Annotated in this window: 13 protein-coding genes and 1 riboswitch; of the genes, 10 read left to right on the top strand and 3 right to left on the bottom strand. The window is 35.6% G+C overall.

The window, feature by feature from the left end; all coding sequences use genetic code 11:
- The first annotated feature begins 93 nt into the window (after nt 1-93).
- Both VIO64_RS14465 and VIO64_RS14470 read left to right on the top strand, forming a co-directional pair.
- Complete coding sequence (locus VIO64_RS14465) at nt 94-1,164, top strand: HD-GYP domain-containing protein (protein ID WP_331919451.1); 1,071 nt, start codon at nt 94-96, stop codon at nt 1,162-1,164.
- Nucleotides 1,165-1,427: 263 nt separating this feature from the next.
- Entirely contained in the window at nt 1,428-2,075 is a 648-nt protein-coding gene (locus tag VIO64_RS14470) for a response regulator transcription factor (protein WP_331919453.1), read from the top strand.
- Nucleotides 2,076-2,105: 30 nt separating this feature from the next.
- Here VIO64_RS14470 and VIO64_RS14475 read toward each other — a convergent pair whose 3' ends face one another.
- Nucleotides 2,106-2,561 carry a hypothetical protein gene (locus VIO64_RS14475; RefSeq protein ID WP_331919455.1) on the bottom strand — a complete coding sequence of 152 codons (456 nt, stop codon included), beginning with the start codon at nt 2,559-2,561 and terminating at the stop codon, nt 2,106-2,108.
- Between the two features lie 311 nt (nt 2,562-2,872).
- On the opposite strand from VIO64_RS14475, the gene VIO64_RS14480 reads away from it, so the two are divergent.
- The 4 genes from VIO64_RS14480 (at nt 2,873) to VIO64_RS14495 (ending at nt 6,543) form a co-directional block, all read left to right on the top strand.
- Nucleotides 2,873-3,091 carry a heavy-metal-associated domain-containing protein gene (locus VIO64_RS14480; protein WP_331919457.1) on the top strand — a complete coding sequence of 73 codons (219 nt, stop codon included), beginning with the start codon at nt 2,873-2,875 and terminating at the stop codon, nt 3,089-3,091.
- A 248-nt stretch (nt 3,092-3,339) separates the two neighbouring features.
- A riboswitch (cobalamin riboswitch) is annotated at nt 3,340-3,508 on the top strand.
- Between the two features lie 140 nt (nt 3,509-3,648).
- Complete coding sequence (locus tag VIO64_RS14485; protein WP_331919459.1) at nt 3,649-4,590, top strand: ABC transporter substrate-binding protein; 942 nt, start codon at nt 3,649-3,651, stop codon at nt 4,588-4,590.
- A 76-nt stretch (nt 4,591-4,666) separates the two neighbouring features.
- Nucleotides 4,667-5,722, top strand: coding sequence for a FecCD family ABC transporter permease (locus tag VIO64_RS14490; RefSeq protein ID WP_331919461.1), 1,056 nt, complete (start codon nt 4,667-4,669; stop codon nt 5,720-5,722).
- Nucleotides 5,722-6,543, top strand: a complete 822-nt coding sequence (locus VIO64_RS14495) for an ABC transporter ATP-binding protein (RefSeq protein WP_331919463.1) — start codon at nt 5,722-5,724, stop codon at nt 6,541-6,543. The genes VIO64_RS14490 and VIO64_RS14495 overlap by 1 nt, the downstream gene beginning before the upstream one ends.
- Nucleotides 6,544-6,708: 165 nt before the next feature.
- On the opposite strand, the gene VIO64_RS14500 is transcribed toward VIO64_RS14495, so the two are convergent.
- Both VIO64_RS14500 and VIO64_RS14505 read right to left on the bottom strand, forming a co-directional pair.
- The gene (locus tag VIO64_RS14500; RefSeq protein WP_331919465.1) at nt 6,709-8,850 is read right to left on the bottom strand and encodes a LamG-like jellyroll fold domain-containing protein; all 2,142 of its coding nucleotides are present in this window, start codon (nt 8,848-8,850) and stop codon (nt 6,709-6,711) included.
- 119 nt (nt 8,851-8,969) lie between these two features.
- The gene (locus VIO64_RS14505) at nt 8,970-9,953 is read right to left on the bottom strand and encodes a polysaccharide deacetylase family protein (RefSeq protein ID WP_331919467.1); all 984 of its coding nucleotides are present in this window, start codon (nt 9,951-9,953) and stop codon (nt 8,970-8,972) included.
- Between the two features lie 366 nt (nt 9,954-10,319).
- Between VIO64_RS14505 and VIO64_RS14510 the strand changes: the two genes are divergently transcribed.
- Genes VIO64_RS14510 through VIO64_RS14525 form a run of 4 tightly spaced genes read left to right on the top strand, consistent with a single transcriptional unit; the run spans nt 10,320 to nt 12,364 of the window.
- Complete coding sequence (locus tag VIO64_RS14510) at nt 10,320-10,571, top strand: DUF2975 domain-containing protein (RefSeq protein ID WP_331919545.1); 252 nt, start codon at nt 10,320-10,322, stop codon at nt 10,569-10,571.
- A gap of 16 nt (nt 10,572-10,587) precedes the next feature.
- Entirely contained in the window at nt 10,588-10,800 is a 213-nt protein-coding gene (locus VIO64_RS14515; RefSeq protein WP_331919469.1) for a helix-turn-helix transcriptional regulator, read from the top strand.
- Between the two features lie 53 nt (nt 10,801-10,853).
- A complete protein-coding gene (locus VIO64_RS14520) occupies nt 10,854-11,639 on the top strand; it encodes a DUF4153 domain-containing protein (protein ID WP_331919471.1) in 786 nt (261 codons plus the stop codon).
- Nucleotides 11,636-12,364, top strand: a complete 729-nt coding sequence (locus VIO64_RS14525; RefSeq protein WP_331919547.1) for a DUF4173 domain-containing protein — start codon at nt 11,636-11,638, stop codon at nt 12,362-12,364. The genes VIO64_RS14520 and VIO64_RS14525 overlap by 4 nt, the downstream gene beginning before the upstream one ends.
- Nucleotides 12,365-12,368 lie beyond the last annotated feature (4 nt).

The following is a 12,368-nucleotide window of genomic DNA, read 5'->3' on the forward strand; positions in this document are numbered from 1 at the left end:
ATATCTATTATAATTTTTATTCAGCTAAATAGTTTTCATTTATGCACCGATAGTATATTTACAATAATAATTTTTGCTCTTGGAGGTTAGTCTATGAGGGTCGTTAATATTTCCAATCTAAAAGGAGATGAAAAGATCGGCAAGCAGGTATTTGACAATACCGGAAGAATTTTGCTAAATGCAGGCACTAAATTGAGTCAGTTCTCTATTGATAAACTTATTAGCTTAGGTATCCAATCAGTTTATATAGATGATGAGATTTCAAAAGAAGTTGTTATAGATGAGGCAGTATCAGAGAATATACGTCAGATGGGTAAATATGCTCTTAAGGAGACAATGGAAAAGTATAGTAAAATCGGTACATCTGATAACAGCGATATAGTTAAAGCAGTAAACTCAATAATAGATGAAGTGTTTTCAAATAAAAATACACTAGTAAACGCTACGGAAATACGGACTTGTTGCAATTCTGTATTCTCTCACTCGGTAAATGTATGTGTATTGTCAAGCTTGGTAGGAATACACATGGGATACAACATGCTAAAACTCAAGGATATTGCTTTAGGAGCAATCCTACATGATATCGGTAAAATAATAATACAAAACGATAAGAAAACCCTTTTGGAGTTTAATTCAAAAAAAGATTCAGATATTTATATTGAATCAATGCATCCTAAAATTGGGCATGACTTTTTGGGGAGGGAAAATTTCTGCAGTACCCACTCAAAAATGGCAGTCTTAATGCATCATGAAAAGGTCGATGGAACTGGATATCCACTTAAGTTAAAAGGTAATGATATAAATGAAATAGCAAAGTTAGTTTCTGTTTGCAATACCTTTGTAAATTTGATTTCAGGAAAAGGGAATGAGCCCTCCAAATCGGTGAATGAGGCAGTTAAGCAAATATCCCAAATGAGCGGATACAGTTTCGATGACACTATTGTTAAAACTCTTACAATGAACGTAGCTACCTACCCATCAGGCACAGGAGTAGTACTAAACACTAATGAAAGCGGGCTGGTTTTACGGCAAAATTTATCAATGCCCCTAAGGCCTGTAGTTAAGGTTTTGTTAGACAAGGCAGGAGAGCCAATAGCAGAGCCCTATGAAATGGACTTACTAAAGGAGTCCAATATCCTTATAAAAGGAAATTGTGAACTATAAGTAGCTTATTGTATTAAAAAAATACCTCCCCAGCCTTAATCGTTTCCGATCATTGCTAAGAAGGAGGTGATGAGTCATTTTAATTGCACAACTTATACCAGTATATAATTATCAACACACTTATAATAAGTGATAATGCTCACTATTTTTTAAGTAAATGCTCACTATTTTTCCCGAAAAAAGTGAATATTATCATATTTCTTTTACAAAATATTACTGTTAGTATATAATAAGTAATTGAATAATATTGGGGAGATGGAAATATGTATCGAATTTTAATTGCTGAGAATCAGCCGCTTGTTAGAGAAGGTATTAAATTGATTCTTGAGCAGGATAGTGAAATAGACGTAATGGGTTTTGCATCTAATGGCAATGATGCTTTTAATATAATTAAACACAATAAAGTAGATTTGGTGCTAATGGATATTGTAATAGATGATTGTAATGGAATTGAGGCTACCGAAAAAATTAAGAAATTTGACCCATCTATTAAAGTACTTACCCTAACCTCCTTTTGCAATGAAGTTGACATAATAGAAATTATAAACGCTGGAGCTGATGGCTGCATATCAAAAAATATGGAATCTCTCAACTTAATTCTTGCTGTAAAAGGAACATTGAGTGGCCTTAAAATCTTTCACCACGATATATATGAAACTCTAATAAACAATTCAATTAGGCTTGGATATGAAATCAACAAATCACAAAAAGCTTGTTTGCATAAATTAACCCAAAATGAACTTGATATACTAAAGCTTATTGTAGAAGGAAAAAAGAATGAAGATATCTCAGAAGAAATCTGCTTAAGTGAGGGAAGGGTAAGAAACGTAATAACCGATTTGCTCTTAAAATTCAATGTGGACAACAGAACCCAACTGGCAGTGTTTGCAGTAAAGAACAAATTGATATAGGGGGGTAGGTTCAGCATATGCTATTATCCCCTAGGTATCAAGAAACTTACGTGTTTCATTAAGTGAATTATATATTGCAATTTCTTCGTCATTCTCCAAATGAGGCTTCTTAAGATTAGGGCTTTCCAACTCGCCCCCCATGTCCCTTATTATTTGCTTTGCCTTATCCTCCTGTCCCTCATTTGATTCGGCAATTACCTTACAATTTGCATCGGCTACCTCTTCAAATTTACCAATCCCGCTTACCATAGGGCTGGCTGCCACTAAAGGTGCCTTATCCCTGATTTCGCCATATGCACCTGACTCTAAAACTAATCCCGATAGGCTTACAGAAGTTTCAGTACCAGGAAGGTTTGTCTCTACATTCCTGTCATCACGGTAATGCTCATTCATATCAACAACAACTTTATTAAATCCCGCTTCCTTGAGTTTTGCAACAGTTTCATTTGCTGTTTTAATATTGCTGAAATATCCTTCAATTTTCATAGCTTATCCTTCTTTCATAATCACTTTTAATTTATTTTTTCATTTACATAAAAAATTATTCATTAAAGATTTATGACTTTTAATCTAAAATTAAATTTGAATAAATATCAGTAATCATGCAAAGCATATATAATGGTAAAACCGATTTGTAAGTTATGGAGGAACCGGATGAAAGCAATAGTATATGATGGTATAAAAGATGTAAAAGTCACAAATGTAGGTGATAACTGTATAAAGGTAGTATTAAAACCATCGTGATTTTCTTATGTATACTACCATAAAATTTATGAAACCAGGAGGCAATGTACTTCATGAAAGCAAACAAATTTGTAATTTCAGGTTTGAATGACCCTAAGGACATAAGAAATATCGAACAGACAATACTTCACTCACATGAAGGTATAAACGCAGTAAGAGTAGATATGGAGGCCAGTACAGTTACTGTTGACTACGATGAAGGCAGATATACCGAAGAGGATATTAAAAGCTTTGTAAGCCACACTGGTTTAAATGTAATAAAAGTTAAGTAATGTTAATGCTTACAGTTTAAAAAACGCACTAATCAACTATAATATTAGTGCGTTTTTTTATATGTCTTGACTTAATATGATTAAAAGTTTTTTCACATTTTATCCTATTCCCTTAAATTCCCGTTTCTTTATTTTGACAATACCGATTTGTTGTGGTATTGTAATAACAATTGAATACTGTTATCAAAGGTTCTTGAACACTAGATTGATAGTTCTTTAACTATGTTAAAAATGTTAATAATCTTATCACTTTTAATATATTAATAAGTTCGAGACTAAGAGGGAAACAGGTGTAAGTCCTGTACGGTCCCGCCGCTGTGATTGGTGAGGTTTCGCAAAATGCCACTGGATTAAATCCGGGAAGGCGTGAATCCTATGAACCTGAGTCAGAAGACCTGCCTTTGAATTAACACCAAAACTCTACGAGCGATAGGGAGGTGTAGGAATGCTTATTTATTATAACGATAATTATCCTTAAGTCTCTTAACCCTCTGGTTTAGAGACTTTATTTATGCTTATTGCCTTGACATTAAAAATGAATTGGAGTGAAAATTGCAATGAAAAAAAGAATACTGACTTTAATTTCTTTAGCTATACTGGCGTTTTTGCTTGTTGCATGCAGTAATACCCAGACTTCCGATGATGCTGCAAAACCAACAAGTACACTCGCAAATGCCCCTTTATACCCATTAACAATAACAGACTCATATGGAAGACAGGTAGAAATAGATGCAGAACCACAAAAAGTAATATCCATTGCCCCCAATATTACCGAGATGATTTATGCATTAGGCCGGTCTTCCAAACTTATAGGCCGGTCTGAATACTGCGATTATCCTGAAGATGCTAAAAAGATTGCATCAGTGGGGTCCTTGGAGGACCCAAGTATTGAAAAAGTTGTTGAGTTAAAGCCTGATCTTGTTATAGTTTCTACTCACTTTAAAAAAGAAGTAATCGAAAAGCTTGAAAGTATGGGTGTAAAGGTAGCTGCTTTCTATGGACAGGAAAGTTTTGAAGGTGTTTATTCTACCATTGAAAATGTGGGTACAGTATTAAATGCAAAGGATAATGCCGATAAGCTCATAAAAGGTATGAAGGCCAAGGTACAAAGTGTAACTGACAGAGTTAAGGACAAGCCTAAGCCAAGCGTTTACTATGTTGTTTCGTACGGTAAAATGGGTGATTATACCGCAGGAAAAGATACTTTCATTGGTCAAATGATACAAATTGCCGGAGGTAAAAATGCTGCTGACGATGTGCAAGGCTGGTCATACAGTCTTGAAAAACTGGTCGAGAAGAATCCTGAAATACTTATCTGCTCAAAATATTATAATTCAAAACAGGGAATTGAAAGTACCAGCGGTTATAAGGATTTATCCGCCGTTAAAAACGGAAAACTCCTTGAGATTGACAATAACCTTCTTGACAGGCAGGGTCCAAGGCTTGCAGACGGTCTTACACAACTTGCCAAAGCTATACACCCTGAAGCATATAATTGATAAGTGATCAAGACTGTAAGTTTAATAAAGCAGTAAAATCAATTTACATGTGTGGAGCATAACTAGAGGTAACATTATGGTATATGTAGAAAAGAGACCATTTATAAAGTTAATTTTATGTCTGTCATTTATTGGCTTGCTGGCTGCGATTGTTCTTTCAGCCACGTTCGGAGCTGCACATATATCATTTATGGATGCGGTTTTGATTATGTGTTCTAAAATCCCCATTATTGGAAACTATATACCTATCCACAATATAGATGCAGCACATACAATGATTGTATTGAACTTAAGGCTTCCAAGGATCATTCTCTCAGCCCTTGTTGGATCGGCACTTTCAGTAGTGGGTGCAGCACTTCAGGGAATGTTTAAGAATCCCATGGCAGACCCCTATGTTATGGGCATATCATCCGGGGCCTCCCTTGGATCAGCAATTGCCATTGTAGCAGGGCTGGAATACACGTTTTCAGGTATTGGCCTCATAACAATGTTTGCTTTTACCGGGTCTATATTGACAATTATTTGCATTTACAATATCGCAAGGGTGGGTAATAAGATTCCTTCAACCACACTATTGCTGGCAGGGATTGCAATAAACTTTATGCTGTTATCGATGGTCTCTGTTATTATGGTATTTAATCGTGATCAGGTGGAGAAAATAGTATTCTGGGTAATGGGAAGCGTTTCCGCTGCAAGCTGGAATCAAATCGCGTTTCTATTTCCTATGGTATTAATAGGTATCATTGTAATACTGGTATTCTCAAGAGATCTTAATCTTATGTCAACTGGAGAGGAGACTGCAAAAAGCCTTGGAACTGAGGTAGAGAATGTTAAGAAAATACTAATAGTTATTTGTTCAATATTGGTGGCGGCTTCAGTATCGGTCAGCGGTGCGATTGGTTTTGTAGGACTTATCATACCTCATGCCGTCAGATTGTTATCCGGCTCTGACCACAGATCATTGCTCCCATTTTCAGCAGTTGGGGGTGCTTTGTTTATGGTGATTTGCGATACTATTTCGAGAAGTGCTGCTGCTCCCATGGAAATTCCGGTAGGAGCAGTTACTTCCATTTTAGGGTCGCCATATTTTATATATCTGCTGTATAAGAATAAGAAGAAGGTGTTTAGGTGATGAGTGCAAAGAAGCTTATAACCATAGAAAAACTTAATTGGGTTTATGGTCACAATAAGGTGCTTGATGATATAAGCCTTACAATATATGAAGGTGGGGTATATGGAATAATAGGACCTAATGGCTCCGGCAAAACCACTCTTTTAAAGAATATGGCACGGTGCCTTATGCCTGAAAAGGGTTCCATTCACCTAAATGAAAAAGACCTTACTCAGTTTTCCAACAATACGCTGGCAAAGGAAATAGCCTATGTGCCTCAAAGCACAGATATGGAGTTTGAATTCTCCGTTATGGATATGGTTTTGATGGGGAGAAGCCCATACATAAAAAGGTTTCAATCTGAAAGTACTTCAGATATTAACATAGCTGAAAATGCTATGAAAGTGACCAACACCTGGCATTTAAGGGACAAAAATATAAACATGATAAGCGGAGGCGAGAGACAAAGGGTAATAATTGCACGTGCCCTAGCCCAAAAGACCAATATCATGCTTCTGGACGAACCTGTATCCCAGCTGGACATACACCACCAGATTGAAATTCTTGATATATTGAAAAGGCTGTCTATGGACAAAAAGGTCTCGGTTATACTAAGTCTCCACGATCTCAACATGGCCGCACAGTTCTGCGACAAGCTTATACTGATGGATAAGGGAAAAATATTTAAGGAAGGCCTTCCCCATGATATTATAAAAGAAGATATTGTTTACTCGGTTTATGGTGTAAAAGCAATAGTTATGAAAAACCCTGTTACAGGTACGCCTCATCTGATACCATATAGCTGTACGGGAAACACTAAAGCAAGTTCTGCCGGCTGTTGATGCAGATCTAAATAATCTTGCATACATAAAATCAAAACGCAGCAAATGGTACTAAATTTCAGCACCATTTGCTGCGTTTAACTCAATGTAACCAATAAACTGAAAGAAATTGAAGTTGTTTTAGATGATACCTATATAGTCAGCAACTATAATTGGTATACAGGATTAATACTGTATTGTAACAGACTTTGTAGGTCCATACCAGTTTACCTTACAGCCAGGAATATTTTGGATTATAAACCTTAAAGGCAGCATTGTTCTGCCTTTGATTATCTGAGGACCAATATCAAGTGCTTTAACTACACCGTTTACTTTGGCATTAGTCTTATCTACCCATAGCTCAATTTTAGTATCTTTTACGTTTATGGTAATTTTCTTTTCGTTTCCATCCCAGCTTGCAGTTCCACCCATAGGTTCAACTATTGCCCTTATAGGAACTAAAGTTCTTCCATCCACTACGAGAGGGCATGTTCCGGTGGAGTCAATCTGTTTTGTTACACTATTAACTATTATGTTTGGATTCCCTACCTGAAGTGCCAAAACATTTTGGCCTGATGTGGTCGCAGATACTTCGTTTGAGGGCTGTGATTCCTTGCCTTTCTCATAAACCGCTTTAACAACATAGTAATAGGTTTTGTCTTTTTCTATCTTGGTATCAACATACCTGGCTTCAGTAAGAGGAAAATCAAGGGTTGGCGTAGTAAAGTCTTGCTTACCTGGTTCTGATCCTCTATAGACATAATATCCTGTAAGACCTGTTGTTAAGCTTGAAGGTACTGTCCAGACTATATCTACAAACCCATTTGATACTTCTGCTACTTTGAGGCTGATACCATTTACATTGTCTTGGGATGTGGAAGTTTGATCAGAAGCAGGAGTAGTTGTTGCAGTGCCATTTGTTGAATTATAAAGCGTCTTGATTTCTGAGTCTCCAAGTGCGTAGTTGTATATTCTCAAATCATCCATAATACCTTTAAAGTATTTACTTCCACTAGAGCTTATATCAGCACCTATGTTGAGTTTCATGCTTGAATGAGGAAGAGTATCTTTAAATGTTTCACTATCTACAAGAGCACCGTTTATATAATACTTGACAGTATTTCCATTCCATGTTGAGGAAAGGTATGTCCATTTCTGGATATCTACTTTTTGGCTATCACACCAATAACTATTTTCAGTTATTTCCGACCAGCTTGTTAGCTTCATGTAGGGATAGTAGCCATGGTCAAGCAATGAATATGGTGCATTATCGTTTATTGATTCATCCCCCAATTTTTTAAGGATAGGAGCCAATTCATCAGAATCGTAAGCATCCTTATATAACCACAATGAGAGCGTAAACCCTGTATCCAGGTCAAGGTAGTCACTATCTTCAACTTCTATGTAGGTTGCACCATCAAATTTGGCTCCTTTTCCCGCCTTTGCATCAACAAACGGAATGCTTCCCCCAACAACTGTACCATTGTTGTTGCATCCTGAATAGTCCTTATAGTCTTCATCAAATTTGTAGTGTGCTACAAGCATATTCTTTTTATTACCTGATATGGCTGGATTATCCGATACCACAGGGTTATTGCCTTTTGCTGCATCGAATAATGCTTTGATATCATTATCTGCAAGTGCATAATCATAAATCCTAAGGTCATCTATAACTCCATTGAGGTATTGTGAGCCATTCGTGCTTATAAATGCCCCTATAATGAGATTGGATCCTGAATAAGGCAGAGTGCTTCTAAAAACTTCAGAATCCGATAGAACACCATCAATATAATACTTTATAGTATTCCCGTTCCAAGTCGCAGTAAGAAGGGTCCACCTCTGTATATCAACTTTTTTACTGTCACACCAGTAAGAGCCCTCGGCGGCGTCACTATCAGTAAGCTTCATATAAGGATAGTATCGGTTATCAAGAAGGGAATATGGTGTGCTGTCATTTATTGATTCATCCCCTAATTTTTGAAGTATCGGGGCATTTTCGTCTTGGTTATACGTGCCTTTATATATCCATGCAGAGAAGGTAAATGATTTGTCTAAGTCAAGAGAATCACTGTCAGGTACTTCTATGTAGGTAGAGCCGTTAAATTTTGCTGCCTTTCCTACTTTTCCATCAACAAACGGTATAGCCCCTCCTGCAGTAGTACCATCATTACCGTTGCCTGAGTAGTCCTTGAAATCACCGTCAAACTTGTAGTGTGCTACAAGTTTACCCGTTGATGCTGCATAACCTACGGACATATTAATAGGCAGGAATACAAAAACAAAAGACAATACAAGCAAACAAGAAATAATTTTACTAAGATTTCTCATATTCTTTCTCCTTTTTATGAAAAGTTTAGGATACATAGTTAAATTATGTATCCTCGAATGAATATCGTCAGAAAGTCAAATTCAAAATATACCTTTTTTCAAAAATCAAGCAGCTTTACTTATTTGTCATACTGGTCCAACGTCTTAAATACAAATCCCTTTTCCTTTAGAATGGAGATAATTTGAGGAAGAGACTCAACAGTTGTTTCCTTTCCCGAGCTGTCATGCATAAGTACAATTATGCTGTCCTTACCCTCTATCGACTTTACAATATTGTTAACCAGCTTCTTAGCAGGTACCTTTATGCCTTCCGCATCACCGTTTAAAGCATTCCAGTCATAGCTGATATAACCTTTCTTTTTTATTTCTTCCTTGATCGGAGCTAGTTTTTTATCAAAAGACCCGCCTGGGAACCTTATGATTTTATTGGCATTCCATTGATTTCCCAGTACTGATGCTATTGTCTCCTCACATTTGACCAACTCGCTTATAAAAGTATTGGGACTTTTATAAATTTTGTCATAGTCATGGGAATAAGTGTGATTTGAAATCAAATGCCCTGCTGCTTGCACATCCCTTAAAATCCCGGGATTTAAAGAGCACATTTCCCCAAGTACAAAAAAGGTTGCTTTTATGTCAAATCCATCTAATATTTTTAAAACCTGGGGCGTTATTTTATACGTTGGACCGTCATCAAATGTCAAATAGGCAACCTTTTCATCTTTTTTTAATGATTTATTGTCCTGGTTTGCAGCCTTATACACATTTTGTACACCAGCCTGACTACCCATTTCTTTAATAGCTGACTTTCCGTACTCTGCAGCCATACTGTACTTATACATAAAGCTTAGTTTTAAATGGTCGGAGTGGTACTGGTTTTTGTATTCATCATTAGCTATAATGCTTTTATCTGTTTTATTCATATTTATAGCATTGACATCATAAAATCTTAGTATAATAAACACAATATTCGCAATTATACTGGAAAACAGTATAATGGTTTTAATTTTTATTTTCCTTTTCCTTGGGTAAACTTCCAAAGAGCAATAATATTTTTGGTTTAAGCTGGCTCCTAAACCTTCTGCAGTATATTTATAAATCATTTTTGTTCCCCCACACCACAAACAAAATTACCTATAATTTAAAAATATACCTTTCGAGGCAAAAACAATTTAACAATTGGTTAAAAATAGTTACAAAACCATTACACGATGAAATGAAAGGGCTCAAACACGATTATCAGCAACTTTTTATTGTTTTTCAATAAATTTTTATTGATTAGCGTCTATATTTGTTTTATAATGCTTAATATAAAGATAATTCAGCAAAATATAATGCAGGAGGTATTATAATGGCAATTTTAGACAGAAAGGGCCTTCAGAACTTATATTTTCCATGGAGAGGACTTTACTTTTGCTATGGTTCTGCTGTACATAACAGGAATAATGTGCCTGTTTATACTGCTTGAGATGAAGCGTATTTTTAAAGCCCTCAATCAAAAAAATCCATTTATAATGGGGAATGTTAAAAGCCTCAGGATTATATCTATAATGTGCTATACAATATCAGCATGTTACATAGCAAAGATTATTTTTTACAATTCCTTTTTGACCATTATAATTACAATGATGTTTATAATAGCCAGGCTGTTTTGCACCATTCTCTCCGAGGTATTCAGACAGGCAGTAATTGTAAAAGAGGAAAATGATCTGACAATATAGATATGGAGGCAAATAAATGGCTATTGTCGTAAACCTGGATGTAATTATGGCTAAACGTAAAATAGGCTTAACTGAGCTTGCATCAAAAATTGATATCACACTTGCAAACCTTTCGATACTTAAGAATAATAAAGCCAAAGCAATAAGGTTCTCAACACTTAAAGCCATTTGTAAGGCTTTGAACTGCCAACCTGCAGATATTCTTGAATATATTCCCGATGAGGATTAATAAATTGGAATAGTAATTATAAACACATTTAATATGAATAAAGGAGTGATTTTATGGAAGCAGGTATCAACTGGGAGGAAAATCCCAATTCCAACAAAGATCAAGTGCCAATAACCAAGGAAGCAGTTCTGCTTCTGCTTTGCAGTATGGGTTTAGGCCTTGCAGGAGACATACTCTTATTCAAAAAACACTTTGGTATATCCTACCCGATTTTTATTCTGGTTTTTTATGCAGTATTTATTTGGAGATCAAAAGATTTATTAAAATTCAAGCTTGATTTCGGGTGGCTTTTAAGTGCTCCTATAATAGGACTTTCATCAACCTATGCCATATACTCCAATAATGTTTTCAAGGTTTTAAACTTTCTTGCCATACCTATTCTAATTATCTCTCAAACTTTAATTTTATCAGGCTGCAATAAAAACAAGTGGTTTTCAATAAGTTTCGTAGTAGATATATTGGAGGGTATGTTTATTAAAGTATTTCAGCATATGGGAAAACCTTTTGCAATTATAGGCAAAATATCTTTTTTCAACACACAAAGGAATAAAAATATTTTTAAAATACTGGCAGGGTTGGGCATATCATTACCTTTAGTTCTCATTGTCCTCACACTGTTAGCATCTGCCGACAAAGTTTTTAAACATTATATTGGTAATATTCCCAATATTTTTGCAGGCTTGAGCCTGGAGGATACATTCCCCCGTATTATATTCATAGCTATTATATCGCTTGCATCCTTTAGCTATATTTGGAGCCTTAGCAACAAAAAACGCCTGAACAATCAATCGATGAAAAAAAGAATAACGATCGATTCAAAGTATGGGACCCAGTTATAGTTTTAACTATACTGTTTTGTGTAAATCTTATTTACGCGGTGTTTGTTATGATCCAATCCACCTATTTGCTAGGCGGCGTAAAACCCCTTGATTTCTCATTCTCCGAATATGCAAGAAGAGGTTTTTTTGAACTTGTTGCTGTCTCACTCATAAATTTCAGTATATTGCTTTTAAATATCAATTTCACAAGAGATACCGATAAAAAGCAGTATTTTATGGTCAAGTTACTAAATACTTTCCTAATATTATGCACCCTTATTATGCTGTATTCGGCACATTACAGGATGTGGCTTTACGAGGATACGTACGGCTACACCTACCTTAGGGTATTTACCCACAGCTTTATGGTGTTTATATTCATTCTTCTTGCGGTTACAGCTTTTAAGGTGTGGAATGATAAGCTGCTGCTCTTAAAATATTATATTGTTATTGGGCTTTTTTGCTACATGGCAATCAATTTTATAAACGTGGATAAAATAATAGCATCCAAAAATATTGACAGGGTTACAAGTGGCAAGACTTTGGATGTGGTCTATTTTAACAATTTATCCTTTAACTCGGTAAAATATCTGGAAAAATATATTAACCACAGGAATTATGGTGCACAAATCAAACAGGTCTTTTTAAACAAAAAACAGACACTAGAAAGAACAAGTGGCTGGCAGAGCTTTAACGTTTCTGAGTATATGGCTTCTAAAATATTGGCACAATACAAGCTGGACTAAATAG

The organism is Pseudobacteroides sp. (assembly GCF_036567765.1).
Lineage (GTDB): Bacteria > Bacillota > Clostridia > Acetivibrionales > DSM-2933 > Pseudobacteroides.

Bases quoted from the DNA above. Each gene is read 5' to 3' on its own strand.
- VIO64_RS14515 (WP_331919469.1), top strand. From the start codon at position 10,588: ATGGCTATTGTCGTAAACCTGGATGTAATTATGGCTAAACGTAAAATA.
- VIO64_RS14500 (WP_331919465.1), bottom strand. From the start codon at position 8,850: ATGAGAAATCTTAGTAAAATTATTTCTTGTTTGCTTGTATTGTCTTTT.
- VIO64_RS14465 (WP_331919451.1), top strand. From the start codon at position 94: ATGAGGGTCGTTAATATTTCCAATCTAAAAGGAGATGAAAAGATCGGC.
- VIO64_RS14480 (WP_331919457.1), top strand. From the start codon at position 2,873: ATGAAAGCAAACAAATTTGTAATTTCAGGTTTGAATGACCCTAAGGAC.
- VIO64_RS14505 (WP_331919467.1), bottom strand. From the start codon at position 9,953: ATGATTTATAAATATACTGCAGAAGGTTTAGGAGCCAGCTTAAACCAA.
- VIO64_RS14520 (WP_331919471.1), top strand. From the start codon at position 10,854: ATGGAAGCAGGTATCAACTGGGAGGAAAATCCCAATTCCAACAAAGAT.
- VIO64_RS14495 (WP_331919463.1), top strand. From the start codon at position 5,722: ATGAGTGCAAAGAAGCTTATAACCATAGAAAAACTTAATTGGGTTTAT.
- VIO64_RS14470 (WP_331919453.1), top strand. From the start codon at position 1,428: ATGTATCGAATTTTAATTGCTGAGAATCAGCCGCTTGTTAGAGAAGGT.
- VIO64_RS14475 (WP_331919455.1), bottom strand. From the start codon at position 2,561: ATGAAAATTGAAGGATATTTCAGCAATATTAAAACAGCAAATGAAACT.
- VIO64_RS14490 (WP_331919461.1), top strand. From the start codon at position 4,667: ATGGTATATGTAGAAAAGAGACCATTTATAAAGTTAATTTTATGTCTG.
- VIO64_RS14485 (WP_331919459.1), top strand. From the start codon at position 3,649: ATGAAAAAAAGAATACTGACTTTAATTTCTTTAGCTATACTGGCGTTT.
- VIO64_RS14510 (WP_331919545.1), top strand. From the start codon at position 10,320: ATGAAGCGTATTTTTAAAGCCCTCAATCAAAAAAATCCATTTATAATG.